Raw genomic sequence first — 26229 nt, forward strand, 5'->3', positions numbered from 1 at the left:
GTGGCGTCAGCGCACCTCGGCTGAGACCCACAGGGCGTTCGCGCCCCGACCGACCGGACGCAGGAGCGGGACGGCGACGAGCACCGTCGCCGCCAGGTACGCCACGGTCTGCAGCAGCCCCGGGACGGCCAGCACGATGCCCAGCGCCTCCTGTGGGGTCGCCAGGATCAGCGCCGTGTTCGACAGGAGCGCCGCGACGAACCACAGCGACGCCGCCACGGTGACGACCCAGCCGAAGGCCCGCTGCACGCCGTCCTCGTTCCGGACGGTCAGCACGCCGAACGCCACGAGTGCGCCCTGCGCGACCACGAGGAGCACCTCGGTGGCCCAGCCCGGCGCCGGCCACAGGAGCGCGAACGCCAGGACCGACACCGCGAACGCGAGCGCCCGGCGGTCCCGAGCGCGCACCGCTGCGACGAGCACGACCGCAGCTGCCAGCCCGGCGAGCGCCGTGGCGACGAGGAGCAGCCCGTTCGGCAGGTCCCACGACGCGAGCCAGATCGTCCCCACCAGTCCGCGCGCCCCGAACACGACCGCTGCGACGACTGCCGCGGCCGAGACCACCCGAACCCCCGTGATGTTCTGCATGCCCGCACACTACGCGCACCCAGTACGGCAGGGAAAGCACGTTCTGGCCGGGCCGCTGACGGTCCTGGTTCGCGAACCGCGGGATCCGTGAACCAGAACCGTCAGATCGGCCGAGGGATGTCGGTGTCCGGTGCGTGGACCCGCTGCAGCGCGCGCCGCATGGAGGCGGTGGTGCTGAAGCCGAAGCGTGCAGCGACCTCGGCGGGACGGTCACCCCGGGTGAGTGCACTCCGGACACCGAGGCTCCGGAACCACCGCCCGAGCTGGGCCGGCGTGCAGCCCGTTGTCTCGAAGCACCGACGCTCGAGGGTGCGCGGAGACATGCGGACGCCGTCGAGCAGGTCCGCGGTCGAGTGTCCGCCCGCCGGTTCGAAGAGCCGGTCGAGGACCCTCGCCAGACTGTTGTCGCGCAGCAAGGGTGGTGGGTTGTCGTGGAGCACGGTCGTGACCACGAGTCGCGCGAGCGCATCCTGCTGCACGCCGTGCCACCGGCCGCCGTCGAGGTGACCGACGTGACGCAGCGCCAGCACGACGTCCGCCGACGGGAAGCCCGCGGGCTGCGTGGTGGCGATCGGCGGGAGCGCGAGGGCCTCGGCAGCGAGTGGCCCGAGCGACGCTGATCCGACGACGACGCCGGTGTCGGCGAACAGGGCCTCGTGCGGGAAGTCGTACGAAGAAGCAGTACGAGGCGGGCCGTGCCGTTCAGGGTCGGAGCCGATCGACATCGTCGGGTGCTGCTCGACCAGTGCGGCTCCACCCGCCTCGACGAACACGAGCGTGTCGTCGTGACGGACCCAGACCGGCCGGCGCAGGGACGCGACCCAGGCATGCGTGCCGCCCGGATCGGGATCGAGCGTCCAGAGGTCGTCGTCCGAACGGATCTCCTGGCCGGAGCCGACCTCGAGGCCGACGGCGTCGATCAGTGCTCGGAGTGCGTCGCCCATCGCCAAGAGCATGTCCGGCGGGCCGTCCCGCGACGATCGACCTCGGGCGATCTGTGGAGAGGGGGGATAACCCCACCCGGGGTGGGGAGGGGGCAGGATGGGGGAACGGCCCCGTGATCGCGAGGCTGGAGTCATGACCGACACCGACCGCCTCGACCAGGCGCGAACCGTCCCGCTGGACGACGTCACGCCCTCGCCCGACCAGGCCCAGACCGTCCCGCTGGGCGACTCCGTCCCACCTGGAGCCACCAAGCCGATGCCGCAGTACCCACGACAGCACGACCAGCAGACGCCGCCGGCGTCGTGGGGCGCGACCCCGCCGAACGGATCGGCACCCGTCGGTGGCCACGGCCGCGGTCCGGGTCCCGGCATGACCGCCGGTGCGTTCTACCGTGAGTCCTGGAAGCGCCTGCCGCGCGACTTCGGCTACATGGCCCTGACGGCCGTGCTGCTGTGCACCCTGTACGTCGCGTTCCCCGCTGCGATCTTCGGTGGCGGGTTCCGCGACCTGTTCAACCCGTTCGTGCTGCTGATGTTCTTCATCGCGCTGTTCGTGGCGCGGTGGCTCGGACAGTTCGAGAAGCTCCGCATCGGATGGGCCGACCGGCGTCCGATCCGGCCGGTGGACTGGACGCCCCGCTGGCAGCAGAACTGGTGGACGCGCACGGGGTCCGCGGTCGCCAACCCGCACTACTGGCTCTACCTGCTGCACGCAGCGGTCGTGTACCCGCTCGTCGCCCTCGTGACCGTCGGCGCCGGAGCGATCCTGCTCGCCGGGTTCCTCTGGCCGATCGCCGTCGGCGGGTTGTTCCTGCTCAACAACGTCCGGTCCGGGTACTTCCCGGACGGCATCGGGTTCGCCACGGGCATCGGGTTCCTCGGGCTGCTGTCGATGGCGGCCTCGGTCGTGCTGTTCCCGCTGTGGGCCCGCGGTTCGGTCATCGCGCACTACTGGGTGGACTTCGGCCTGCTCGGAGGGTTCCGTGCCGAGCAGCTCGAGCAGCGCGTCGCCGGACTGCAGGCATCCCGTGCCGGTGCGGTGACCGCCGAGGGACAGGCCCTGCGCCAGATCGAGCGCGACCTGCACGACGGCCCCCAGCAGCGCCTGGTGCGGCTCCGGATGGACCTGTCCGCCGCCGAGCGCGCGTTCGACAAGGACCCGCAGAAGGCGAAGCAGCTGATCGGCGAGGCATCGGAGCACGCGCAGGACGCCCTCGACGAACTGCGTGCGCTGTCCCGCGGGTTCGCCCCGCCGATCCTGCTCGACCGCGGGCTCGTGGCGGCCCTCGAGGCGCTCGTCGCCCGCACCCCGATCCCGGTCGGCCTCGACGTCCGCCTGCCCGAGGGCCTCGAGCTCGCGACGGAGATCCAGCGCAACGTGTACTTCACGGTGAGCGAGCTCCTGACGAACACCATGAAGCACGCCGGTGCGACGACCGCCGGGGTGTACCTCGGGCTCGTGGTCGACGCCTCCGGGCTCTGGTACCTGACCGTCAGCGTCACCGACGACGGCCGTGGTGGCGCCCGACCCCAGCAGGGCCACGGCATCGAGGGCCTGATCGGCCGGATGCGCGCGCTCGACGGCGACCTGGTCGTCGCGAGCCCCGAGGGCGGACCCACCGAGGCCACGGCCCGGATCCCGCTCGGTGCCCTGAACGGCGTCCCCACGACGGCGAACCCGCGGTCGTGACCCCACGGGGGCGCCCGCGCTCCCACTAGGCTGGTCGGCATGACAGACGGCCCGGATGCAGCACGCATCCGGGCCGTCGTCGTCGACGACGCCGTCCTGCTGCGCGAGGGCTTGGCCCGCGTGCTCGACGAAGCCGGCATCGACGTCATCGGGCAGTACGCCGACGCCCGCGCGTTCCTCGCGACGCTGCCCGACGGCGCTCCCGACGTCGTGGTCATGGACGTCCGGATGCCGCCGACCTTCACGGACGAAGGCGTCCGCGCGGCCGTCGAGACCCGCCGGATCGCCCCGCGCACGGGCGTGCTCCTGCTCTCGCAGTACGTCGAGGCCACCTACGCCGAAGACGTCCTCGCCGCCGGCGCGACGGGCATCGGCTACCTGCTCAAGGACCGCGTCACCCGGCTCGAGGAGATCGACGACGCCGTGCGCCGGATCGCGGCCGGCGGCACCGTGCTCGACCCCGAGGTCGTCACGCAGTTGATGAGCCGTCGGCGCGACCCCCTCGCCGCGCTCACCCCTCGTGAACGCGACGTGCTCGGCCTGATGGCCGAGGGGCGCACGAACGCAGCCATCGCCCGCGCGCTCGTCATCGGCACCGGCGCCGTCGAGAAGCACGTGTCGAGCATCTTCGGCAAGCTCGCGCTCGAGGACACCGGCGAGGACCACCGCCGCGTCCTCGCCGTGCTCGCCTACCTCGGATGACCCGGGCGCGCGGATGAACCAGGCCCGCGGCACCGATCGGGTCCCGGCTCCGCTGCTCGCCCTCACCGCGATGGTGTCCGTCCAGCTCGGCGCCGCGATCGCGAAGACCCACTTCGACGACGTCGGCGCGGTCGGGGCCGCGGCGCTCCGGCTCGTCATCGGCGCGGTGGTGCTCGCCCTGGTCGTCCGTCCCCGCGTCCGGCACTGGACCCGCGCGCAGTGGGTCGGCGCCGTCGGTCTCGGCCTGGCGCTCGGCGGGATGAACGTCTTCATCTACCTGGCGTTCGCGAGCATCCCGATCGGGGTCGCGGTGACGATCGAGTTCCTCGGCCCGCTCGCCCTGTCCCTCGTGCACACCCGACGCTGGCGGGACGCGCTCTGGGCTGCCCTGGCGCTCGCCGGCGTCGTGCTGCTCGGGGTCGGCCCGAGCGCCGTGACCGAGGTCGGCGGGGTCGTCTGGGCCGTGCTCGCGGCGGCGTGCTGGGCGGGCTACATCGTGATGAACCGGCACGTCGGCGCGGCGATCCCCGGGGTCGACGGCCTGGTGGTGTCGATGGTGGTCGCGATGCTCGTGTCGCTGCCGTTCGGGCTCCCGTCCGCGGTGGACGGCGTGGTCCGCGAACCCGTGCTCCTGCTGGTCTTCGGCGCGGTCGCGGTGTTGTCGAGCGTGCTGCCCTACGCCCTCGAGATGGCGGCGTTGCGGCGGATGCCGACGCGGGTGTTCGGCGTCCTGCAGAGCCTCGGACCGGCGATCGCGGCGCTGGCCGGCCTCGTGGTGCTCAGTGAGGGGCTGTCGGTGCTGGAGACGGTGGCGCTGGTGTGCGTCACCGCTGCGAGCGTCGGCGTCACGCTCTCGGCGCGCCGCCGACGCCGCTGAACGACCGTCTACTCGTCGCCGAGGAAGTCGGCGTACGTGGGTTCCGTGTGCTCGCCCGACAGCAGAGCGGGGTCGTTGACCCGGGCCTCGACGTAGGCGCTGATGACCTCGGGCGGGGTGAGCACGTGGGCGACCCAGGACGGCACCGCGGTGTTCTTCATGGTGCCTCCTCGTTCCGGAGCGGCACTCGAACGAATGCCTCGATCAGTGAGTTACTTGCCGAACCGGTGTTCGCTAAACCATCCTCGGGGTGCGACCGGAAGTCAACGCGCTGCGTTCTGCGGACTCCGCATCGCGCGTTCCGCCTGGTCGGCACGCAGGGTGCGGTGCTTCACGGCCGATCGCCACACCCAGGCGTCCGCCTGCTGTCCGAACTGCGCCCACTCGACCATGACGGCGTCGCGGGTCCAGCTCTTCGCGAAGGCCTTCACCCGGACGTGGAAGGTCGGGAACTGGATCCACGCCCAGACCGGCACGGGGGTGACGGCGTGGCAGACGTCGGGCCCGCGGGCGTCCTCGGACAGCGAGTAGGCGCGCGGACGTTCGACCTCCGGGTGTTCCGGGGGCTGCCACCGGTTCTCGCGACGCCGTCCCACGACGGTATTCGAACGTGTGTTCGAACAGGAGTCAAGTCCGCCGCGTGCTGTGGACCTCGGCCGGACACCTACTGGGCGTGTCGTCGTGGAATGCCAGGAGCGCCGGAGCGACGGGTCAGGGCGCCGCGCGTGCCGTCGATTCCCGGACGCTGAGGGTCAGTGGCGGCCCAGGGCGTGACGGCAGCGGCGCGTCGGCGTCGATCTGCGCGCGCAGGAGCGTCGCCGCCCGCTGCCCGAGCTCCACGGTGTCGCGGGTCAGCGAGGTGATGGACGGCCGGACCAGCTGGATCATCGCCGAGTCGTCGAACGACACGATCGAGACGTCGGTCGGCACGGCGACGCCCATCTCGCTCGCGACCCCGAGCCCGGCCACCGCCAGGACGTCGTTGTCGTAGACGATCGCCGTCGGTCGGCTGCTGCGGGACAGCAGCGTGCGGGTCGCACTCGCACCGGCCTCGGCCGAGTAGTCGGTCGGGATCGACACGGCGTCGGCGAGCCCCTCGGCCGCGGCGAACGCCCGCACACGGCCGATCCGCATGGCGGTGTGCTCGAACTCGGGGCGCCCGGCGACGTGCGCGATGCGTCGGTGCCCGAGCGCGTGCAGGTACCGCAGGACGGTGTCCGTCGCGGCACCGTCGTCGATCCATACGCTCGGTGCGGAGCCCTCGGGCGAGGGGTGGGACCCGACGACGACCGTGGGCATGCCGAGTTCGGCGAGCAGGGTCAACCGGTCGTCGTCGCGCCGCGGGTCGATGACGACCACCCCGTCGACGCGGTGCCCACGCCACCACGCCCGGTAGGTCTCGAGTTCCTCAGCGGCGTCGCGCGCCACGAGCAGGTTCATCCCGACGTGGGTGCCGGCGAGTCCGAGCTGGATGCCGGAGATCAGGTCGCCGAAGAACGACTCGGTGCCGAGGGTGCGGGCCGGCCGGTTCAGCACGAAGCCGATCGAGCCGGCCTTGGCGCCGCCCAGTGCGCGGGCTGCGGTGTGCGGTTGCCAGTCGAGTTCGCGGGCGATCGCGCGCACGCGAGCACGGGTCTCGTCGGACACGCCGGGGCGGTCGTTCAGGGCGAACGAGACCGCGCTGACGGACACGCCGGCACGCGCGGCGATGTCGGAGATCGTCGTTCGACGGTTCGCGGCCATGGGCTTGACTATAGCGTTTTAGTCCTTCATAGTCACTGCCACAAGCGGGTTCGGGGACAGGAACTGAACCGGTTCAGCACACTGACGAAGCAGGATGACGAGGGAGTCAGACTCATGAGGACCACCACACGTGCGACGAGGAGCCGTGCTGCGGCGCTGCTCGCAGGAGCTGCCGCCACGGCACTCGTCCTGACCGGCTGCTCGGGTGGCAGCACCGCGGCCGACAACGGCGGCGGGGAGATCAGCGGGTCGATCACGCTGCAGACGTGGGCGCTCACGCCGACGTACACGGACTACCTGAACGGGGTGATCGCCGACTTCGAGAAGGCCCACCCGGACGCGAAGGTGAAGCTGCAGGACCAGCCGGGCGACGGCTACGCCGACAAGGTGCTCAGCCAGGCGTCGTCGAACTCGTTGCCCGACGTCATCAACCTGCCGCCGGACATCGCCCTGCCGCTCGCCAAGCGCGGGTTCCTGCGGGACGTCGCGAAGGACGACACCGAGCTCGCGAGCACCTACGTCGCCGGTGCGCTGGACTCGTACGAGTACAAGGGCGTGGACGGCACGTTCGGGTACCCCTGGTACCTCAACACCGACGTCGACTACTGGAACGCGACGATGTTCGCGAAGTGCGGCCTCGACGCGAAGAACCCGCCGAAGACCACCGACGAGCTGTTCACGCAGGCGAAGACCATGCACGAGAACTGCCCGACCGACTACCTGATGAGCCGCAAGCCCGGCCTCGGCGACTTCACCCTGGCAGGCGTGAAGGTCCTCAACGCGGACGGCACGAAGTTCACCTTCGCCGACTCGTCGAAGGCCGCCGACCTGATCGAGCGGTACAAGGACGCGTACCAGGACGGCTACATGCCCTCGAACGTGCTGAACAGCGACTACCTCGGCAACTCGACGCTGTTCACGCAGCAGAAGGTCGCGTGGACCACCGGAGGCGCCACCTCGCTCGCCGACTTCGAGAAGAACAACCCGTCGCTCAAGGGCAAGGTCACCGTCAGCCCCGCACTCGACACCCCGCCGCTGTACGTGCAAGGGCTGTCGGTGTCGGCGAAGTCGAAGCACCTCGCCACGGCTGAGGCGTTCGCGAAGTTCATGACGAACGCGAAGAACCAGGAGGCGTTCGCGCACGAGGTCAACATCTTCCCGTCGACCACGTCGTCGCAGTCCGACCCGTACTTCTCGAAGGACGACGGCACCGTCAACGGTGAGGCCCGTGTCCTGGCGAACGAGGCCCTGAAGACCGCGAAGGTGATCAACCCGGTCGAGGCGAACTCCGCGATGACGGACTTCCTCGACCAGCAGATCGCCCTCGCCATGAAGGGCCAGGTCGCGCCGGAGCAGGCACTGCAGACGGCGCAGACCAAGATGAACAGCCTGCTGGCCAACGGCTGATGCGCGCCAACCGCTGGTTCACGCCCTGGCTGCTCGTCCTGCCGGCCCTCGTCTGGCTCGTCGCGTTCAGCCTCTGGCCGTCGATCAACACCGTCCGGCTGTCGTTCACGAACGCCAGCCCGCTGGGGGGCGTGAGCCAGTGGGTGGGTCTTGCGAACTTCGAGACCCTGTTGGCAGATCCGCAGGTGTGGGAGGCGCTGCTCAACAGTGTCATCTACATGGCGATCTGCCTGCCCCTGCTGACCGTGCTGCCGCTGCTCATCGCGGTGCTCGTCCAGCAGAAGCTCCCGGGGATCGCGTTCTTCCGCACGGCGTTCTACACGCCGGTCATCGCCTCGGCCGTGGTCGTCGGGCTCATCTGGACCTGGATCCTCGACGACCGCGGCGTCATCAACGAGATGGCGCAGGCGCTCGGCGTCGTGCAGGGCAGCGTCCCGTTCCTGACCGACCGGTGGCTGCTGCTCCTCAGCGCCATCAGCCTGACGGTCTGGAAGGGCCTCGGCTACTACATGATCATCTTCCTCGCGGCCCTCGGGAACGTCGGCAAGGACCTGCACGAAGCGGCCGCCCTCGACGGCGCCGGATCGGTGCGACGGTTCTGGTCGGTCACCATGCCGGGGGTCCGCGGCACCATGACGCTCGTCGGGATCCTGGTGTGCGTCTCAGCGCTCCGGGTGTTCAGCGAGCTCTACATCCTCACCAACGGCACCGGTGGACCCGGCGGGCAGGACAACTCGCTCGTCATGCTCATTCAGCAGTACGCCCGCGGTTTCACCGGCAACCTCGGGTACGCGTCCGCCCTGAGCCTCCTGCTCTTCGTCGTGACGCTCGTCCCGATGCTCGCCCTCGCGCGGATGAACAGCAAGGCGGACAAGTGACGAACACGACGACCACCGAACCCGCACTGGGCGGGGCGCGCGGTGCAGCCAGCCCGACGCCGGACGTGACCGGCGCGACGGACGCGGGACGGGCCTCCCGACCGAACGGACGAGACGGACGCAAGCGCCGTCGCGCGGTCTGGGGCGTCATGTCCACCCGCGAGAAAGTGCTGCGCTACGTCCTGCTCATCGTGGTGCTCTTCATCACGATCGGCCCGTTCCTGTGGCAGCTGTCCACCTCGCTCAAGGGCGCCGGCGAGGACATCTACACCGCGAACCCGTCCTTCATCCCGACCGAGCCGACCTTCGAGAACTACCTCAAGGTGGCCGCCGCGATCCCGGTCTGGCGGTACATCGGCAACTCGCTGCTCGTCGCCGCGATCGACGTGTTCGGCAACATCGTCTTCGCGACGCTCGCCGGCTTCGCCCTGGCGCGGCTGCAGTGGCGGCACCGCAAGCTCGTCCTCGGGCTGTTCCTCGCCACGCTCGTCCTGCCCGGCGAGGCGACGATCATCTCGCAGTTCGTCACCGTCAAGGACCTCGGCCTCGCCGACAACCTCGTCGGTGTCGCCCTGCCGGGGATGATCGCCGCGCTCAACGTGCTGCTCATGTTCAACGCGTTCCGGCAGATCCCGGAGGAGATCGACCAGGCCGCCGTGATGGACGGCGCGAACGCGATGCAGCGGCTGCGGTACATCTCGCTGCCCGCCGTGCAGGGGACCATCGCCGTCATCGCGATCTTCTCGTTCATCGGGGCGTGGGACGACTTCCTGTGGCCGCTCATCGTGCTGCAGTCGCCGGAGAACCTCACCCTGACCGTCGGGCTGCAGTACCTGCAGGGCACGTTCGCGACCGACCAGCGCATGATCGCCGCCGGCACCATGATCGCGTTCATCCCGATCGCCGTGATCTTCGCCGTCCTGCAACGCTTCTTCTTCAAGGGCGTCGAAGAGGGCGGTGTGAAGGGCTGATGCGCTTCGGGGTCAACTACACGCCCTCGGTCGGCTGGTTCCACTCATGGCTCGACTTCTCGCCGTCGGACACCGCCAGGGACCTCGAGGCGATCGCCTCGCTCGGCGCCGACCACGTGCGGATCTTCCCGCTCTGGCCGGTCGTGCAGCCGAACCGGACGCTCATCCGGGCCTCGGCGCTGCAGGACGTCGCGACGGTCGTGGACATCGCCGGCTCGTTCGGGCTCGACGTCAACGTCGACGCCCTGCAGGGGCACCTGTCGAGCTTCGACTTCGTGCCCGCGTGGCTGGACAGCTGGCACCGTCGCAACATGTTCACCGACCCGGACGTCGTCGCGTCGACCGCGGCGTACGTCCGGGCGCTCGCCCGAGCGGTCGCGGACAAGCCGAACCTGCTCGGCATCACCATCGGCAACGAGGTGAACCAGTTCGCGCACGCGCCGCACCCCGCGCCGCACGACATCACGGCGGAGCAGGGCCACGCGTGGGCGGCGGCGATGGTCGCGGCGGCGCGTGACGGGCTGTCGGCCGGTTCGTCCGGTTCGTCCGGCGGGTCCGGCCTGGAGGCACGGCTCGACCCCGCCACGTCGGCGCCGTCCGGCGCCGGGTCGCGTCCACGGCCGCTGGTCACCGTCGCGCAGTACGACGCCGCCTGGTACGACGACGCCCAGCCCTTCGGCCCGGAGCACGCGGCGGACCACGGTGACGCCACCGTCACGCACTCGTGGGTGTTCAACGGCTCGGCAGCGCTGCACGGCGCACTCGGACCGGGATCGGTGCGGCACGGTGAGTACCTGCTCCAGCTCGCCGCCGCCTGGAACCGCGACCCCGCACGACCGAACTGGCTGCAAGAAGTGGGAGCGCCCACCAACGTCATCGCCCCGGAGGACGCCGCCTCGTTCACCGAGCAGACCATCCGGCACGTGCTCGGGGCGCAGCAGGTGCTCGGTGTCACGTGGTGGTGCTCGCACGACGTCGCCCGGTCGCTCGCCGACTTCCCGGAGCTCGAGTACGACCTCGGGCTCTTCACCAACGACGGCCGCGTCAAGCCGGCGGGAGAGGCCTTCGCCGCCGTCGCACGGTCAGGCGCCGCCGCCGCTACGCCGCCGGCCACCGCGCTCGTGCTCGACGACGTGCTGCCCGACGGCTCGGACCGGCACGGGATGCGTGCCGACTGCGCCCCCGGAGGCCGGTTCGCCGCCGCCTGGCTCGCGGTCGCGTCGGCGGAACCGGACGGTCGCGGTCCGCAGGTCGTCCTCCGTTCCCGACTCGGCGACACCGAGATGCTCGCCGCCCGTGGCATCGACCGCTGCGTGGACGTGCCCGCCGACCTCGACTCCACCACCATCCGCGTCGCGCACCCCGCGACCACGCCCTGACCTGCGGCAACGCCCCGACCCTGGAAGACTCCATGCACGACGACATCCCCCTCACCACCGGACGGGCCCGCCGGGTCCTCGACGAGCGGATCACGCCCGCGGTGCACGCCACCGCCGTGCCGCTGGAGACCGCGTGGCACGAACTGCCCGGTGAGCCCATCCCGCCGACCGAGGGCTTGCAGCTCGCCTTCGAACCGTACGAGGTGGGCACTCCGTGGGGCGCGGCGTGGGGCACCACGTGGTTCCGGCTGACCGGGACCGTGCCGACGGAGTGGGTCGGACGTCGGGTGGAGGCTGTGATCGACCTCGGGTTCGACAAGAACATGCCCGGGTTCCAGTGCGAAGGACTCGTCTACCTGGCCGACGGCACTCCAGTGAAGTCGATCAACCCGCGCAACCAGTGGGTCCTGGTCACCGAGCGGGCCGAGGGCGGCGAGACGATCGAGCTCTTCGTCGAGGCCGCGTCGAACCCCGTCCTGCTCGACTACCACCCCTTCCTGCCGACGCAGCAGGGGGATGTGCAGACCTCGTCGTCGAAGCGGCTCTACACCTCGCGCCGGATGGACCTCGCCGTCTTCGAGTCCGAGGTGCACGAACTCGCGCTCGACATCGACGTCCTGCTCGAACTGCAGGCAGAGCTGCCCGAGGGCCCACGGCGGATGCGGATCCTGCAGGCCCTCGACGATGCGTTGGACCGGCTCGACCTGCAGCACATCGCCGCGACCGCGGGCGACGCCCGCGCGGCGCTCGCCGACGTGCTCGCCGCCCCCGCCGAGGCCTCCGCCCACACGATCTCGGCGATCGGCCACGCCCACATCGACTCCGCGTGGCTCTGGCCCGTCCGCGAGACGATCCGGAAGGTCGCCCGCACCACCTCGACGATGACCGAACTCATCGACCAGACCGACGACTTCCTGTACGGCATGTCGAGCGCGCAGCAGTACGCGTGGATCAAGGAGCACCGCCCCGAGGTCTACGCGCGCGTGCAGGCCGCGGTCGAGGCCGGCCGGTTCCTGCCGATCGGCGGCATGTGGGTCGAGTCTGACACTGTGATGCCGACCGGCGAGAGCATCGTCCGCCAGTTCTCGCAGGGTCAGCGGTTCTTCGAGCGCGAGTTCGGCATCCGACCCAAGGGCGTCTGGCTGCCCGACAGCTTCGGGTACTCGCCGGCCCTGCCGCAGCTCATGCGCCGCGCGGGCTTCGAGTGGTTCTTCACGCAGAAGATCTCGTGGAACCAGGTGAACAAGTTCCCGCACCACACGTTCCTGTGGGAGGGCATCGACGGCTCACGGGTGTTCTCGCACTTCCCGTCGATGGACACCTACAACTCCCGCCTGTCCGGCAGCGAGGTCGCGAAGGCCTCCCGCCAGTTCCGTGAGAACCGGCTCGCCACGGGCTCGATCGCACCGGTCGGCTGGGGCGACGGCGGCGGTGGCACGACCCGCGAGATGACCGGCACGGCCGCACGCCTTGCCGACCTCGAGGGCAGTGCGAAGGTCCGGTGGGAGCACCCGGACACGTTCTTCGACCGCGCGAAGTCCGAGCTGACCGACCCGCCGGTGTGGGTGGGGGAGCTGTACCTCGAGCTGCACCGCGCCACGCTGACCAGCCAGCACGGCACGAAGCAGGGCAACCGCCGGTGCGAGCAGCTGCTCATCGAGGCCGAGCTCTGGGCCACGACCGCCGCCGCCCGCACCGACTTCGCCTACCCGTACGACGAACTCGACACCCTGTGGCAGCAGGTCCTGCTCCAGCAGTTCCACGACATCCTGCCGGGCACCTCGATCGCGTGGGTGCACCGGGAAGCGGTCGAGCGCTACGCCGAGACGGCCGCGGCCCTGACCGCGATCATCGACCAGGCGCTCTCGGCGCTCGCCGGTACCGGGCAGGCAGCCGTCGTCGTGAACCCGGCCCCGTTCCTCCAGGCCGGCGCACCCGCGCAGGGCGCGGTCCTGGCGACCGACGTGCCGGAAGCCACCGCCGTGACCCTGACCGAGCAGGACGGCGGGTACGTGCTGGCGAACGACCTGGTGCGGATCGCCGTCGACGCGCAGGGGCTCGTGACGAGCGCCGTCGACCTGGCGAGCGGCCGCGAGGCGATCGCTGCCGGACAGGCCGCGAACCTGCTGCAGCTGCACCAGGACTTCCCGAACATGTGGGACGCGTGGGACGTCGACCGGTACTACCGGAACCGGGTCGAGGACCTCGTCGCGCTGACGTCGCTCGACGCGTCCGTCGATGCCGACGGCGTCGCGCGCGTCCTCGTCTCGCGGGCCTTCGGCGACTCGACCGTGCGCCAGGAGATCACGCTCGCGCAGGACTCCCGCACCCTCGAGTTCGACCAGACCACCGACTGGCACGAGACCGAGAAGTTCCTCAAGGTCGCGTTCCCGCTCGACGTCCGCGCCGAGCACACCGTCGCCGAGACGCAGTTCGGAGCACAGAAGCGGGTGACGCACACGAACACCTCGTGGGAAGCCGCGAAGTTCGAGACGTCGATGCACCGCTACGTGCTCGTGTCCGAGCCGGGCTTCGGTGTGGCGCTCGTGAACGACTCGATCCACGGGTTCGACACCACCCGCGACGCCGTCGACGGGCACGTCACCACCACCGTGCGGCTGTCGCTGCTGCGGGCACCGCGGTTCCCGGACCCCGAGACCGATCAGGGTGTGCAGACGCACCGGTACGGCATCGTCATCGGGACGGACCAGCTCGGGGCGACGGCGGCCGGCGTGCGGATGAACGCCGGAGTGCGGACCGTCACCGGGGCGCACGGGTTCACACCGCTCGTGCGGGTGTCCGGCGGGGTCGTGCTGTCGAGCGTCAAGCTCGCCGACGACCGCTCCGGTGACCTGGTCGTGCGGGTGTACGAGCCGGTGGGGCGGCGGGGGACCGGTGGGGTCGCGGTGGACGGGCCGTTCGGTCCGGCTGCCGAGGTCACCCTGCTCGAAGAGCCGTTGGCCTCGGCCGGGACCGTCGACGCGTCCTCGTTCGCCGTCGACGCGTACGAGGTCCGCACCTTCCGCTTCCCACACAACTGAACGACCGACCCATTCAAGGAGGAATGACATGAAGAATTCCATGAAGTTCGGGATCGTGGCGGCCATCGCCGCGATGGTGGCGGCACCGCTCGTGCCGTCCGCAGCGACGGCCGCGCCCGGTGCGGCCGCCGCGACTGCCGTCGGCGCTGCCGCCGGAACCAAGTCCGGGCCGACGAGCATCGCCTACGTCGAGGTCAACAACGACCAGCTCGCCAACGTCGGCCGGTACACGCTGTCCGGCGGGGCGAACGCCTTCGACGTCGCGATCATCTTCGCGGCGAACATCAACTGGAACGGCTCCAAGGCCGTCCTGGTCAACAACGACAAGGTGCAGGCGACGCTCGACAACGCCGCGACGCAGATCAAGCCGCTGCAGGCGAAGGGCATCAAGGTGTCGCTGTCGGTCCTCGGCAACCACCAGGGCGCGGGCATCGCCAACTTCCCGACCCAGGCGGCCGCCTCGGACTTCGCGTCCCAGATCGCCGCCACCGTGTCGAAGTACGGCCTCGACGGGGTCGACCTCGACGACGAGTACTCCGACTACGGCGCGAACGGCACCCCGCAGCCGAACCAGCAGTCCATCGGTTGGCTCATCACCGCGCTGCGTGCCCAGATGCCCGGCAAGCTCATCTCGTTCTACGACATCGGCCCGGCGTCGTCCTCGCTGTCGCAGTCGAGCAGCACCATCGGCTCGAAGCTCGACTACGCCTGGAACCCCTACTACGGCACGTACTCGGCGCCGTCGATCCCGGGGCTCGACAAGTCCCGGTTGTCGGCTGCCGCGGTGGACATCCAGAACACCTCGCAGTCGACCGCGGTGTCACTCGCCTCGCGCACCAAGGCCGACGGGTACGGCGTCTTCATGACGTACAACCTGCCGGGAGGCGACAAGTCCGCCTACGTCTCCGCCCTGACGCAGAAGCTGTACGGGCAGGCCGCGTCGTACCGCTGACGCGTTCGCGCTGACGGCAGCGGCTGGGGGCTCGGCCTGGTGCGAGGTTCCGCACTCGGTGCGAGCCTCCGGCCGTCGCACCGAGTGTGGAACCTCGCACGGAGTTCCGTCGACCTCGCACCGTGCGAGGGGTGCGGCCGTACGATCGCCGCATGGAGCTCGAGTTCCGCGGCGAGGTCGTCGAGTGGCGCGGGCCGTCGCCGTTCTTCTTCGCCGTCGTGCCGCCGGACGCCGCCGAGGTCATCGCCGACCTCGCGCCGATGCTCACCTACGGGTGGGGTGTGATCCCCGCCCGGGTGACGATCGGCGCCGTCACCTGGACCACCTCGTTGTTCCCGAAGGACGGCGGGTACCTTGTGCCCCTCCGTGCTGCCGAGCGTCGCCGTGCTCAGGTGGAGGTCGGCGAAGCCCCGCAGATCACGCTCGAACTCGGCGGCCCCTGACCACCCACGGTGCGCTCGTGTTCGCACCGTGCTGGGACGGCAGGCAAGGGAGAAGTACTACAAGGCGTACTGCCCGTGCGGCGAGCACCTGCACACGGTCCACGTGACGCCGTCGAACCGCTGGTACGTTGTGCATCTGAAGTATCGGTTCGAGAGAACAGGCTGCTGGGACAGGAGGAGCTCATGACGAACTACATCGTGCGCGTCGAGTGCGCAGCACAGCTCGAGGCAGCGGACGACCTCCGCGCCGAGCTCACGGCGGACTTCGACGTCATCGCGGACGCGCTCTTCGATCTCGACGACGTCCACGATCAGGATCTGGCCGTCGACATCGCGACCGGCACCCTCAACTTCTCGATCGGGGTCGTCTCGGACGACGAGTTCGGTGCGCTCGACCGTGCGCTCGGGGCAGTCCGGACTGCGCTGCACGCCGCTGGGCGCGGCACCCCTGGTTGGGAGCGGCAGTACCGGATGCTGCGACAGGAAGTCGACGAAGAGCCGATCGGCGCGCTCTGACAACCGAGCATCGGTGCCGCTACCAGCAGGCATGTGTCACAGCCAGACGGCGACGCCTCCGTGCCCAGAGCAGGTTCCTCGCCGTGACTGGCTGAAGCTGTAAACACCGTCGACGCACTTGGCTGTCGCGCCAGCGGGCGCACTCGAAGCCGCTTCTGGTCGACAGACCGTTGCTCCCGCCGCGTTGACGTAGGTGCCGTTCGTGCACGTCGGGGCCGCGGGAGCGGCAGGTGCTGCGGGGGCAACGTAGGTTCCGACCGTGGTGACCTGCGTCACCGGCGGCGTCGTCACGCGTTCGCTCCGCAGAACACGGTCGGTTTCCACACCGTCCGTGTACGTGACGAGGTACGTCTTCGTGTTGACACCGCGGACCCCGGGCGTCGTCACTGAGGTGGTGCCCTGGGCCAGGGTCGAGCTCTGCACCGTCGTGGAGCCGAACGCGATCCGTGAGGTCTCTCCGCCGCCCCATCCCCAGTTCAGGGTGGTGCCGAGATGCACGGTGCGCGCGTGTTCGCTGCGTGCGGGGTTGATCGCTCCGTGCGCCAGAACGACCTCGCACCGAGCAACCCACCGTGCACGGGCTGAAGAACACCGCACCGTGCGGCGACGGCAGACAGAGGAACAAGAGAGGGGATGACGGGAATCGAACCCGCGTGGCCAGTTTGGAAGACTGGGGCTCTACCATTGAGCTACATCCCCGCGCCTGCGCACCAGGCGCAGCCAGACCATCGTAGCGGACGAACGAGCACCGAACGAACGAGCACGGCATGCCAGGGCGCGTCATCCCCAAGCCGGACGCCGGCGCCGAGCGCACGATCCGCTGGTCGCGGGTGGTCTCGTACGTGCTGGTGGTCCTCGCGGCGATCGTGTTCTCGATGCGCCCGGAGCTGTTCGGTGATCCGCAGTCGCAGCCCGCGCACGCCCTGCTGCACGTGTGGCGGATCGTCGTCGGGATCGTGCTCGGGGTGGCGGCGCTCGGGGTCCAGGTGCTCGTCGGTGTGCGGTGGCGCAACGGCCTGCGACGCGCCGCAGCGGACGAGTGACGTTCCTCCCGGGAACCGCCCGGCCCCGGACCGCTAGACTCATCGGCGTCGCGTGCGCCCTTCGGCGTGCGCGAACACCCTGGCCCAGTCAAACGGGGCGTAGCTCAGCTTGGTAGAGCGCCCGCTTTGGGAGCGGGAGGTCGCAGGTTCAACTCCTGTCGCCCCGACCAGGTCCTCGAGAACCATCGACCACACGAACGTCAACCAACAGGAGAACATCCCGTGGCCACCAGCACCGTCGACAAGGTGAGCGACACCCGCGTCAAGCTCACCGTGAACGTGACGCCGGAAGATCTCAAGCCGAGCATCGACCACGCGTACAAGCACATCGCCGAGCAGATCAACATCCCCGGCTTCCGCAAGGGCAAGGTCCCGCCGGCGATCGTCGACCAGCGCGTCGGCCGTGGCGAGGTCCTGAACCACGCCGTCGGTGACGCCATCGACAACTTCTACCGCCAGGCGGTCGAAGAGCAGGAGCTGCGCATCCTCGGCCGTGCCGAGGCCGACGTCGCCGAGCTGCCGAACCTCGCCGACTTCGCCGGCGACCTCGTCCTCACCTTCGAGGTCGACGTGCGTCCCGAGTTCGACCTGCCGGACTACTCCGCGTACGAGCTCACCGTCGACGCCGTCGAGGTGTCGGACGACGAGATCGAAGAGGAGCTGCAGAACCTGCGCACCCGCTTCGGCACGCTCGTGACGGTCGACCGTCCGGCGAAGACCGGCGACTTCGCGCAGATCGACCTGACCGCCAGCATCGGCGACGACGAGGTCGACTCGGCCACCGGCGTCTCCTACGAGATCGGCTCCGGCGACCTGCTCGAGGGCATCGACGAGGCGCTCGAGTCCCTGACCGCCGGTGAGTCGACGAACTTCGAGTCGAAGCTCGTCGGTGGCGACCGCGAGGGCGAGACCGCCCAGATCGCCGTCACCGTCACCGCCGTCAAGGAGCGCGAGCTCCCCGAGGCCGACGACGAGTTCGCGCAGATCGCCAGCCAGTTCGACACGATCGACGAGCTCAAGGCGGACCTGAAGGAGCAGATCGCGAAGTCCAAGACCTTCGGTCAGGGCGCCGCGGCTCGCGACAAGCTCGTCGAGAAGCTCATCGAGGACGTCAACATCCCGATCTCGGCGCAGCTCATCGAGGACGAGGTGCACCGTCACCTCGAGCAGGAGAACCGCCTCGAGGACGACGAGCACCGCAAGGAGGTCTCGGAGTCCAGCGAGACGGCCTTCCGCTCGCAGATCCTCCTCGACTCGATCGCCGAGAAGGAAGAGATCCAGGTCTCGCAGGAGGAACTGACCCAGTACCTCATCCAGGCTGCTGCGCAGTACGGCATGGAGCCGGCCGAGTTCATCAAGGTCATCGACCAGAACGGCCAGATCCCCGGCATGGTCGGCGAGGTCGCCCGTTCCAAGGCCGTCGCGACCGTCCTGTCGAAGGTGACCGTCAAGGACACCAACGGCGACGCCGTCGACCTGTCCGCCTTCACGGCGGGCGTTGCGCAGGCTCCTGCTGAGGACGCCGAGTAACGATCTCGACGCCACCAGCGAGACAGACGGGAGGCACGGTGCCAGCTGGCACCGTGCCTCCCGTCTCGTATTTCCGCACCACCGCATTGCTGTCGGCGAACACACGCGAAGTGGTGCGTTGCAACCGATAAGTTCGACAACAAGCGACAACTGAACGGGAGCTTTTCCATGGCCGAAGCAACACTGAACCCCAGTGTTTTTGACCGCCTTCTGAGAGACCGGATCGTGTGGCTCGGCTCCGAGGTCCGCGACGACAACTCGAACGAGATCGCAGCCAAGCTGCTGCTGCTCGCCGCCGAGGACCCTGAGAAGGACATCTACCTCTACATCAACTCGCCCGGTGGTTCGATCACCGCCGGCATGGCGATCTACGACACGATGCAGTTCGTCCCGAACGACATCGTCACCGTGGGCATCGGCCTGGCCGCGTCGATGGGGCAGTTCCTGCTGTCCTCCGGCACGCCGGGCAAGCGCTACATCACGCCGAACGCCCGCGTCCTGCTGCACCAGCCGTCCGGCGGGTTCGGCGGCACCGCTGCCGACATCCAGACGCAGGCCAAGGTCATCCTCGACATGAAGCAGCGCATGGCGGAGCTCACGGCCGAGCAGACCGGCAAGTCGATCGAGCAGATCCTCAAGGACAACGACCGTGACAACTGGTTCACGGCGCAGGAAGCGCTCGAGTACGGCTTCGTCGACCACCTCCGCGCCTCGAGCGCCGAGGTCATCGGTGGCGGCGGCACCGTCGCCGACGGCGAGACGCCCACCAGCGCGGCCGAACCCGACGCCCAGTCCTGATCCCCACCGAAGAAAAGGAAACGAGAATGCATCTCCCAATGCTCGGTGGCGCGCAGAACGTCCCGGCTCCGTCCAATCGGTACATCCTGCCGAGCTTCGAGGAGCGCACGGCCTACGGCTACAAGCGCCAGGACCCGTACGCGAAGCTCTTCGAGGACCGCATCGTGTTCCTCGGTGTCCAGGTCGACGACGCGTCGGCTGACGACGTCATGGCCCAGCTGCTCGTGCTCGAGTCGATGGACCCGGACCGCGACATCGTCATGTACATCAACTCACCCGGTGGCTCGTTCACCGCGATGACCGCGATCTACGACACGATGCAGTACATCCGTCCGCAGATCCAGACGGTCTGCCTCGGCCAGGCGGCCTCGGCCGCGTCGGTGCTCCTCGCTGGTGGCACCCCCGGCAAGCGCCTCGCGCTGCCGAACGCCCGTGTGCTGATCCACCAGCCCGCGACCCAGCAGGGTGGCGGACAGGCGTCCGACATCGAGATCCAGGCCGCGGAGATCCTCCGCATGCGCACCTGGCTCGAGGAGACGCTGTCGAAGCACTCCAACAAGACGCCGGAGGAGATCAACCACGACATCGAGCGCGACAAGATCATGTCCGCGCAGGAAGCCGTGGAGTACGGCCTGATCGACCAGGTCCTCACCAGCCGCAAGAACCTGCCGGCGCTCGTCAAGTAGCACCAGCAGGAACGACGAAGGCCCCGCACCGATCGGTGTGGGGCCTTCGTCGTGCAGCGGTGTCAGTCGTCGGCGTCGTCCGTCTCGGGCGCGGGGCGCCGCCGCAGGAGCAGCAGCACCGCGACGACCGCGGCGACGAGGACGACGCCTCCGGCGCCGATCCAGAGCGCGTCGGTCGCGGTCGAGTCGGTGTCACCCGAGGCGGTGCCGGTGGTGGCGGCCTCGGTCGAGTCGTCGCCCGCGGTGGCGCAGGTCGGCGGCGTCGACGATCCCGTCGCGGCCGAGAACCCGGACGGGGCCTTCCACGTGAAGGCGTACTCGTCGGAGACGGTGTGGCCGTCGGCGGAGACGATCTGCCACTCGACGGTGTACTTCCCGGAGTCGCCGAGCGCGGCGGGCGTGGTCATCGAGGGGCCGTCGACGTCGACGCAGCCGTCCTCGTAGTACTTCCCGTCCGGACCCACGACCCGGAAGGCGAAGCCCGACCCGGAGTCGCCGATGTCGAGCAGCTTGTCGTTCGTGGTGATCTCGAACGTCTTCGGCAGCGCGGTGAGCGTGCCGTCGACCTCCGGTGTGGACGCGATCAGGTAGTTGTGCGCGCTGGCGGGCCCCGCGAGCCCGAGGACCGCACCGCCCGCGATCGCGACGGCCGCGGCGGACCCGGCCACGAGCCTCCAGGCAGAGGACCGAAGTCGGGTCCGACGCGAGCCGCGCTGCGTCACTTGGCGGAGCTCCGGCGGCGCGTGCCGGCGACGGCGACGACCAGGGCGACGGCGCCGAGGACCAGGCCGCCCAGGCCGAGGAAACGGCCGACCAGGTCGGGGTCCGCGGGGGCCGTCGAGCCGGCTGCGGCCTCGGCGGTCGGCGTGGCGGCGACCGGGTCACCGTCGTCGTCCGTCGCCTCGGCCGCGGTCAGCGTGATCGAGGGAGCCGGGTGCTCGGGCTCGGCTTCGCCGGCCTGCTGCTCCTGGTTCCACTCGACCGAGCCCTTCTCGCAGGTCTGGATGGCGGGGAACTCGACGAGGTCGCCGGCCGTGCCGTCGGGCAGCGAGAAGGACAGCGCGAAGGTGTCGCGCTCGTCGGCGGGGAGCGGGGTCTTCGCGGTGTAGGTGATGCTCGTGACGCGCTCGGCGGCGTCCTCGGCGTGCTCACCGTCGGCCGCGGCGGAGGGGCTCGTGTACGGCTCGGTCGCCTTCGTGATCTTCCAGTTCGGGTTCACGGTGGGGGTGACCTCGATGACCGACTCCGGCACCTGGAACTCGATCTTCGTGGTGGGGGAGCCGTCGCAGCCGTGCGGGACGGAGAAGGTGGCCGTGGTGTACGAATTCGCGGCGGTCGAGGTGGCCGTCGCGGACACGTGCGCGCTGGCTGCGCCGGCGGTGCCGAGGACGATGACGGCCACTGCTCCGAGGGTGACGACGCCGCCGGCGGCGAGACGCTTCTGCATGGGGATCCTTCGGGGGTTGGTTCGACGGGGTTTCTACAACTTGTAGAGACGACGGGATCACGGTAGCAGGCCCGAACGCCCTGGGCGAACGCGCGCGCGAAATCCCGCGGCGCCGCACGGTCGGTGTCACCGGTTGCGGTTAGGCTCGTGTCCACGACGAGGTGCCCACCAGCAGCGGTGCACCAGCGGCCGGTGCGAGCGCGCGGGCCGGCATGTCCAACCAGGGAGGCACGGCAATGGCACGCATCGGAGAGAGCGGGGACCTCCTCAAGTGCTCCTTCTGCGGCAAGAGCCAGAAGCAGGTCCAGCAGTTGATCGCCGGTCCGGGTGTCTACATCTGTGACGAGTGCGTCGAGCTGTGCAACGAGATCATCGAGGAGCGCCTGGCCGAAGCCGGCGAGGACACCTCGAGCGGTGACTTCGAACTGCCGAAGCCGCGCGAGATCTTCGACTTCCTGCAGGAGTACGTCATCGGGCAGGACCCGGCGAAGCGCGCCCTCGCCGTGGCCGTCTACAACCACTACAAGCGCATCCGGGCACAGGGGCAGATCACCGCTGCCGAAGACCGCGACGACATCGAGATCGCGAAGTCGAACATCCTGCTCATCGGCCCGACCGGTTGCGGCAAGACCTACCTGGCGCAGACCCTGGCGAAGCGCCTCAACGTGCCGTTCGCCGTCGCCGACGCCACCGCCCTGACCGAGGCCGGCTACGTGGGCGAGGACGTCGAGAACATCCTGCTCAAGCTGATCCAGGCTGCCGACTACGACGTCAAGCGGGCCGAGACCGGCATCATCTACATCGACGAGGTCGACAAGATCGCCCGCAAGGCCGAGAACCCGTCGATCACGCGCGACGTCTCGGGCGAAGGCGTGCAGCAGGCACTGCTCAAGATCCTCGAGGGCACCGTCGCCTCCGTGCCGCCGCAGGGTGGTCGCAAGCACCCGCACCAGGAGTTCATCCAGATCGACACGACGAACGTCCTGTTCATCGTGGCCGGTGCGTTCGCCGGGCTCGAGGACATCGTGTCCTCGCGCGTCGGCAAGCGGGGGATCGGCTTCGGGGCGCCGCTGCACAGTGCGACCGACCACCAGGACCTGTACTCCGAGGTCCTGCCGGAAGACCTGCACAAGTTCGGCCTGATCCCCGAGTTCATCGGTCGTCTGCCCGTCGTCACCACGGTGTCGCAGCTCGACCAGGCGGCGCTCATGCAGATCCTGACCGAGCCGAAGAACGCGCTGATCAAGCAGTACCAGCGGATGTTCCAGATCGACGGCGTCGAGCTCGAGTTCGACCAGGGCGCGCTCGAGGCGATCGCCGACCTGGCCGTGCTGCGCCAGACCGGTGCCCGCGGCCTGCGTGCCATCCTCGAAGAAGTGCTCGGCCCGGTGATGTTCGACGTCCCCTCCGACGACGACGTGGCCCGCGTGGTGATCACCCGCGAGTCCGTGCTCGAGAACGCCGCGCCGACCATCGTGCCGCGGCCTCGGGCGAAGCGCGTCGAGAAGTCGGCGTAGCGCTCCGGAACGCCGCGAAGGCCCGCACCGTTCGGTGCGGGCCTTCGTCGTGGTGGGGTGGTCGGCACGGCCCGCGGATCGACGTCTGGTACTTCCCATGACGGCTGCGATGGAAGGTGAGATCGGGCGTACCTGGTCGAAAGTTCCGACCAGGTATGCCCGATTCGAGGCGGTACGCCCGGAAGCGCCCGGCCCCGCGCGGCCTACTCCAGCCCGCGGCGCCGCAGCAGCGGTCCGACCTCGGCGTCACGGCCGCGGAAGTCGCGGTACGCCTCGAGCGGGTCCTTCGACCCACCGACGCCCAGCAGGAGCGATGCGAACCGCCTGCCCGCGGACCGGTCGAGCCCGCCGTTCTCGCGGAACCACTCGACCGTGTCGGCGTCGAGCACCTCGGACCAGATGTACCCGTAGTACCCGGCGTCGTACCCGCCTGAGAACGTGTGCGCGAAGTACGTCGACGAGTACCGCGGCGGGACGGCCTCGACGGCGATCCCGGCCGACTCGAGTGCCGAACGCTCGAAGTCCTCGACGGACGTCACCGCCGCGGCCTCTGCGGCGGAGAGTCGGTGCCACGCCTGGTCGAGCAGTGCTGCGGCCAGGTACTCGGTCGTGCCGAAGCCCTCGTTGAAGCCCTCGGACTCGCTCAGGCCCAGGACGAGCTCGGGCGGCAGCGGGGCACCGGTCTCGTGGTGCTTGGCGTAGTTCGCCAGGACCGACGGCCACGACACCCACATCTCGTTCACCTGGCTCGGGAACTCGACGAAGTCGCGTTCGACGTTCGTGCCGGAGAAGCGGGGGTACGTGGTGCGGGCGATGAGGCCGTGCAGCGCGTGGCCGAACTCGTGGAAGAGCGTCTCGACCTCGTCCTGGATGAGCAGCGTCGGCGACCCGGGTGCCGGCTTCGCGACGTTGAGGTTGTTCACCACGACGGGCAGCGTGCCGAGCAGCTCGGACTGCTCGACGACGGGGTTCATCCACGCGCCGCCGCGCTTGCCGTCGCGCGTGTACAGGTCGAGCAGGTAGAGCCCGACGGGCTCGTCGTCGTCGCCGGTGACCTCGAAGACACGGACCTCGTCGTTGTAGCCGTGCAGGTCCGGACGCTCGGTGAACGTCAGGCCGTACAGTGCTCCGGCAGCGTGGAAGACGCCGTCGTGCAGGACCCGGTCGGCCTCGAAGTAGGGCCGGAGCGCGGAGCTGTCCGCGGCGAACTGCTCCCCGCGCAGGATCTCGGTGGCGTACGCCCAGTCCCACGAATCGATGTCGAACCCGACGGTGCGGGACCGGACGGCTCGCTCGTCGTCGGCGTTCCGTGCCGCGGCGCCGACGAGCGACGACAGCAGCCCGTCGACGGCCTCGGGGGTCTTGGCGGTCTCGTCGGCGGTGACGACGGCGGCGTGGTTCGGGAACCCGAGCAGTTCGGCACGCTCGGCCCGGAGCCGCACGATGCGCAGCAGCACCTCGCGGTTGTCGTACTGGTTCCCGCGGCGACCGCGGGCGAGCGAAGCGCGCATGATCCGCTCGCGCAGGTCGCGGTTCGCCAGCGACGGCAGCCACGGGTGTCCGGTGTAGAGCGGCAGCGTGATGAGCCACCCCTCGAGCCCGCGGTCGGCGGCGGATCCGGCGGCGGCGGACTTCGCACCGTCGTCGAGGCCCTCGAGCTCGGCCTCGTCGGTCACGTGCACGGCGGAGTCGTTCGTGTCCTCGAGCAGGTTGCGCTCGAAGGTGGTGGTGAGCGTCGACAACTCCTGGTTGATCGCGGTCAGGCGCTCCTTGCCGGCGTCGTCGAGTCCGGCGCCCGCCAGGGTCATCTCGGCGTGGGTACGTTCGACCAGTCGGAGCGCTTCGCCCTCGAGCCCGGCCGCTTCGGCGCCGTCGAGCACGGACTGCACCCGGGCGTAGAGCCGCGAGTCCAGCGTGATGGCGTCGCGGTGTGCGGCGAGCAGCGGCGAGATCTCGGCTTCGAGGTCGTGCAGCTCCGGCGTCGAGTCCGCCGACGACAGCGTGAAGAACACGTGGCTGACGCGGGTCAGCAACTGCCCGGAGCGCTCGAGGGCGATGAGGGTGTTCTCGACCGTCGGTGCGTGCGGATCGGTGGCGATGGCCTCGACCTCGGCGCGCTGCTCGGCCATGCCGGCCTCGAAGGCCGGCCGGTAGTGCTCGAGTCGCACGTCGCCGAAGGGCGGCAGCGCGTAGGGGAGGGTGCTCGGGACGTCGAACGGAGTTGCCATGGTCACCACCCTACGGACGTCGCGCCGGGACGGGACGGACGGGAGGCCCGTGGCGGCCCCGCCCCGCGCCTCCCGTCCGCCCTGTGGGTGCGTTCCTTCCCATCGCGACCGGTCTGGAAAACGGAATCGGGCGTACCGGGTCAGAAGAAACGACCCAGTACGCCCGAAGCGACCAGCTATGCGCGGGACGGCCCCGTCGCGGCGTCGATCAGCGTGGAAGCCGCACGGCGGGCGTGCGCGGCCGGCACCGTGGTGCCGGCGATGGCGGCCGTGGTCTGCGCGCCCTCGGCCAGCAGCGCGAGCTGGGCGGCGAGCTCCTCGGCACGCTCGGGATCGGTGACGACCTCGGCGGTGAGCTCCTGCACGAACCGCTGGAACGAGTCCTTGTGCTCGCGGGCGATCTCGGCGACGGCGGGCGACGTGGCCCCGAGCTCCCCGAAGGCGTTGATGAAGCCGCAGCCACGGAACGTGTCGTCCCCGAACCACGACTCGAGGAAGTCGTACACGGCGAGCAGTTTGTCGCGCGGGGTGGTGGCGGCCTCGACCGCACCGTGCACGCCGCGCTCCCACAGGTCGTGGCGCCCGGACAGGACGGCCGCGATGAGCTGCTCCTTGCCGGGGAAGGCCGCGTAGAGCTTCTTCAGCGAGACGCCGGCGCCGGTGCGGATCTCGTCCATGCCGACCGACTGGATGCCGCGCGCGTAGAACAACTGGTCCGCGACGTCCACGATGTGGGCGCGGACATCCGGTTCGACGGTGCTGGTTGCCATGACGTACCCCGTTCGCTGTGTGTTCACCGTTCCCGAGTTGCGTCGGGAACGATCGTTCTCTAGTGTAATCCACATCGGC

The 26229-nt window shown here is 69.8% G+C and carries 26 protein-coding genes and 2 tRNA genes; 17 read left to right on the plus strand and 11 right to left on the minus strand.

Translation table 11 applies throughout. The features are described 5' to 3' along the window. Nucleotides 1–6: 6 nt before the first annotated feature. Nucleotides 7–588 (minus strand): hypothetical protein, encoded by a 582-nt coding sequence (locus ACGH48_RS05880; protein ID WP_123313446.1) that lies wholly within the window; start codon nucleotides 586–588, stop codon nucleotides 7–9. 101 nt (nucleotides 589–689) lie between these two features. After that, complete coding sequence (locus ACGH48_RS05885) at nucleotides 690–1532, minus strand: helix-turn-helix domain-containing protein (protein WP_340195827.1); 843 nt, start codon at nucleotides 1530–1532, stop codon at nucleotides 690–692. A gap of 133 nt (nucleotides 1533–1665) precedes the next feature. On the opposite strand from ACGH48_RS05885, the gene ACGH48_RS05890 reads away from it, so the two are divergent. The 3 genes from ACGH48_RS05890 to ACGH48_RS05900 are packed head-to-tail and all read left to right on the plus strand — an operon-like array spanning nucleotide 1666 to nucleotide 4801. Further along, nucleotides 1666–3222 carry a sensor histidine kinase gene (locus ACGH48_RS05890; RefSeq protein WP_396290586.1) on the plus strand — a complete coding sequence of 519 codons (1557 nt, stop codon included), beginning with the start codon at nucleotides 1666–1668 and terminating at the stop codon, nucleotides 3220–3222. A 39-nt stretch (nucleotides 3223–3261) separates the two neighbouring features. After that, the gene (locus ACGH48_RS05895; protein ID WP_111084503.1) at nucleotides 3262–3924 is read left to right on the plus strand and encodes a response regulator transcription factor; all 663 of its coding nucleotides are present in this window, start codon (nucleotides 3262–3264) and stop codon (nucleotides 3922–3924) included. Nucleotides 3925–3937: 13 nt separating this feature from the next. After that, entirely contained in the window at nucleotides 3938–4801 is an 864-nt protein-coding gene (locus ACGH48_RS05900) for a DMT family transporter (RefSeq protein ID WP_123313449.1), read from the plus strand. Nucleotides 4802–4809: 8 nt separating this feature from the next. Here the strand turns inward: ACGH48_RS05900 and ACGH48_RS05905 are convergent, their stop codons facing one another. The 3 genes from ACGH48_RS05905 to ACGH48_RS05915 form a co-directional block, all read right to left on the minus strand. Beyond that, nucleotides 4810–4962, minus strand: a complete 153-nt coding sequence (locus ACGH48_RS05905; protein ID WP_159572741.1) for a hypothetical protein — start codon at nucleotides 4960–4962, stop codon at nucleotides 4810–4812. Nucleotides 4963–5064: 102 nt separating this feature from the next. Beyond that, nucleotides 5065–5397, minus strand: coding sequence for a hypothetical protein (locus ACGH48_RS05910; RefSeq protein ID WP_123293983.1), 333 nt, complete (start codon nucleotides 5395–5397; stop codon nucleotides 5065–5067). Nucleotides 5398–5512: 115 nt separating this feature from the next. Then, entirely contained in the window at nucleotides 5513–6544 is a 1032-nt protein-coding gene (locus tag ACGH48_RS05915) for a LacI family DNA-binding transcriptional regulator (RefSeq protein WP_340196148.1), read from the minus strand. 114 nt (nucleotides 6545–6658) lie between these two features. Between ACGH48_RS05915 and ACGH48_RS05920 the strand changes: the two genes are divergently transcribed. The 8 genes from ACGH48_RS05920 (at nucleotide 6659) to ACGH48_RS05955 (ending at nucleotide 16131) form a co-directional block, all read left to right on the plus strand. Next, the gene (locus tag ACGH48_RS05920; RefSeq protein ID WP_396290588.1) at nucleotides 6659–7951 is read left to right on the plus strand and encodes an ABC transporter substrate-binding protein; all 1293 of its coding nucleotides are present in this window, start codon (nucleotides 6659–6661) and stop codon (nucleotides 7949–7951) included. Beyond that, a complete protein-coding gene (locus ACGH48_RS05925) occupies nucleotides 7951–8829 on the plus strand; it encodes a carbohydrate ABC transporter permease (RefSeq protein WP_123313452.1) in 879 nt (292 codons plus the stop codon). Before ACGH48_RS05920 ends, ACGH48_RS05925 begins: the two co-directional genes overlap by 1 nt. Continuing rightward, a complete protein-coding gene (locus tag ACGH48_RS05930) occupies nucleotides 8826–9800 on the plus strand; it encodes a carbohydrate ABC transporter permease (protein ID WP_221180565.1) in 975 nt (324 codons plus the stop codon). The genes ACGH48_RS05925 and ACGH48_RS05930 overlap by 4 nt, the downstream gene beginning before the upstream one ends. Then, the gene (locus ACGH48_RS05935; protein WP_396290589.1) at nucleotides 9800–11179 is read left to right on the plus strand and encodes a glycosyl hydrolase; all 1380 of its coding nucleotides are present in this window, start codon (nucleotides 9800–9802) and stop codon (nucleotides 11177–11179) included. The genes ACGH48_RS05930 and ACGH48_RS05935 overlap by 1 nt, the downstream gene beginning before the upstream one ends. Nucleotides 11180–11211: 32 nt before the next feature. Then, a complete protein-coding gene (locus tag ACGH48_RS05940; protein WP_396290590.1) occupies nucleotides 11212–14220 on the plus strand; it encodes an alpha-mannosidase in 3009 nt (1002 codons plus the stop codon). Between the two features lie 28 nt (nucleotides 14221–14248). Then, the gene (locus ACGH48_RS05945; RefSeq protein WP_396290591.1) at nucleotides 14249–15172 is read left to right on the plus strand and encodes an endo-beta-N-acetylglucosaminidase H; all 924 of its coding nucleotides are present in this window, start codon (nucleotides 14249–14251) and stop codon (nucleotides 15170–15172) included. 152 nt (nucleotides 15173–15324) lie between these two features. Continuing rightward, the gene (locus tag ACGH48_RS05950; protein WP_123313456.1) at nucleotides 15325–15615 is read left to right on the plus strand and encodes a DUF1905 domain-containing protein; all 291 of its coding nucleotides are present in this window, start codon (nucleotides 15325–15327) and stop codon (nucleotides 15613–15615) included. Nucleotides 15616–15798: 183 nt separating this feature from the next. Further along, nucleotides 15799–16131: a hypothetical protein gene (locus tag ACGH48_RS05955; RefSeq protein ID WP_222660213.1), complete on the plus strand. Its 333-nt coding sequence runs from the start codon at nucleotides 15799–15801 to the stop codon at nucleotides 16129–16131. A 36-nt stretch (nucleotides 16132–16167) separates the two neighbouring features. On the opposite strand, the gene ACGH48_RS05960 is transcribed toward ACGH48_RS05955, so the two are convergent. Both ACGH48_RS05960 and ACGH48_RS05965 read right to left on the minus strand, forming a co-directional pair. Then, nucleotides 16168–16629 (minus strand): DUF3761 domain-containing protein, encoded by a 462-nt coding sequence (locus ACGH48_RS05960; protein ID WP_396290592.1) that lies wholly within the window; start codon nucleotides 16627–16629, stop codon nucleotides 16168–16170. A 130-nt stretch (nucleotides 16630–16759) separates the two neighbouring features. Continuing rightward, nucleotides 16760–16830 (minus strand) — tRNA-Gly (locus ACGH48_RS05965). Between the two features lie 68 nt (nucleotides 16831–16898). On the opposite strand from ACGH48_RS05965, the gene ACGH48_RS05970 reads away from it, so the two are divergent. The 5 genes from ACGH48_RS05970 to ACGH48_RS05990 all read left to right on the plus strand — a co-directional run bounded on the left by ACGH48_RS05970 (nucleotide 16899) and on the right by ACGH48_RS05990 (nucleotide 20188). Further along, nucleotides 16899–17174, plus strand: coding sequence for a hypothetical protein (locus tag ACGH48_RS05970; protein WP_396290593.1), 276 nt, complete (start codon nucleotides 16899–16901; stop codon nucleotides 17172–17174). 93 nt (nucleotides 17175–17267) lie between these two features. Beyond that, nucleotides 17268–17344 (plus strand) — tRNA-Pro (locus tag ACGH48_RS05975). A gap of 52 nt (nucleotides 17345–17396) precedes the next feature. Further along, nucleotides 17397–18704, plus strand: a complete 1308-nt coding sequence (gene tig / locus ACGH48_RS05980) for a trigger factor (RefSeq protein WP_185021418.1) — start codon at nucleotides 17397–17399, stop codon at nucleotides 18702–18704. 168 nt (nucleotides 18705–18872) lie between these two features. After that, entirely contained in the window at nucleotides 18873–19502 is a 630-nt protein-coding gene (locus tag ACGH48_RS05985; RefSeq protein ID WP_340196154.1) for an ATP-dependent Clp protease proteolytic subunit, read from the plus strand. Nucleotides 19503–19528: 26 nt separating this feature from the next. Next, nucleotides 19529–20188: an ATP-dependent Clp protease proteolytic subunit gene (locus ACGH48_RS05990; protein ID WP_027464696.1), complete on the plus strand. Its 660-nt coding sequence runs from the start codon at nucleotides 19529–19531 to the stop codon at nucleotides 20186–20188. Between the two features lie 62 nt (nucleotides 20189–20250). On the opposite strand, the gene ACGH48_RS05995 is transcribed toward ACGH48_RS05990, so the two are convergent. Continuing rightward, nucleotides 20251–20856, minus strand: coding sequence for a copper resistance protein CopC (locus tag ACGH48_RS05995; RefSeq protein WP_396290594.1), 606 nt, complete (start codon nucleotides 20854–20856; stop codon nucleotides 20251–20253). Between the two features lie 50 nt (nucleotides 20857–20906). Then, complete coding sequence (locus ACGH48_RS06000; protein ID WP_396290595.1) at nucleotides 20907–21635, minus strand: YcnI family protein; 729 nt, start codon at nucleotides 21633–21635, stop codon at nucleotides 20907–20909. A gap of 236 nt (nucleotides 21636–21871) precedes the next feature. On the opposite strand from ACGH48_RS06000, the gene clpX reads away from it, so the two are divergent. After that, a complete protein-coding gene (gene clpX, locus ACGH48_RS06005) occupies nucleotides 21872–23152 on the plus strand; it encodes an ATP-dependent Clp protease ATP-binding subunit ClpX (protein ID WP_111084519.1) in 1281 nt (426 codons plus the stop codon). A gap of 203 nt (nucleotides 23153–23355) precedes the next feature. Here the strand turns inward: clpX and ACGH48_RS06010 are convergent, their stop codons facing one another. Further along, nucleotides 23356–25380, minus strand: a complete 2025-nt coding sequence (locus tag ACGH48_RS06010; protein WP_396290596.1) for a M3 family metallopeptidase — start codon at nucleotides 25378–25380, stop codon at nucleotides 23356–23358. A gap of 176 nt (nucleotides 25381–25556) precedes the next feature. After that, nucleotides 25557–26150 carry a TetR/AcrR family transcriptional regulator gene (locus tag ACGH48_RS06015; protein ID WP_396290597.1) on the minus strand — a complete coding sequence of 198 codons (594 nt, stop codon included), beginning with the start codon at nucleotides 26148–26150 and terminating at the stop codon, nucleotides 25557–25559. Between the last annotated feature and the right edge of the window lie 79 nt (nucleotides 26151–26229).

Source organism: Curtobacterium pomorum (assembly GCF_044497295.1).
In the GTDB taxonomy this organism is placed as follows: Bacteria; Actinomycetota; Actinomycetes; order Actinomycetales; family Microbacteriaceae; genus Curtobacterium.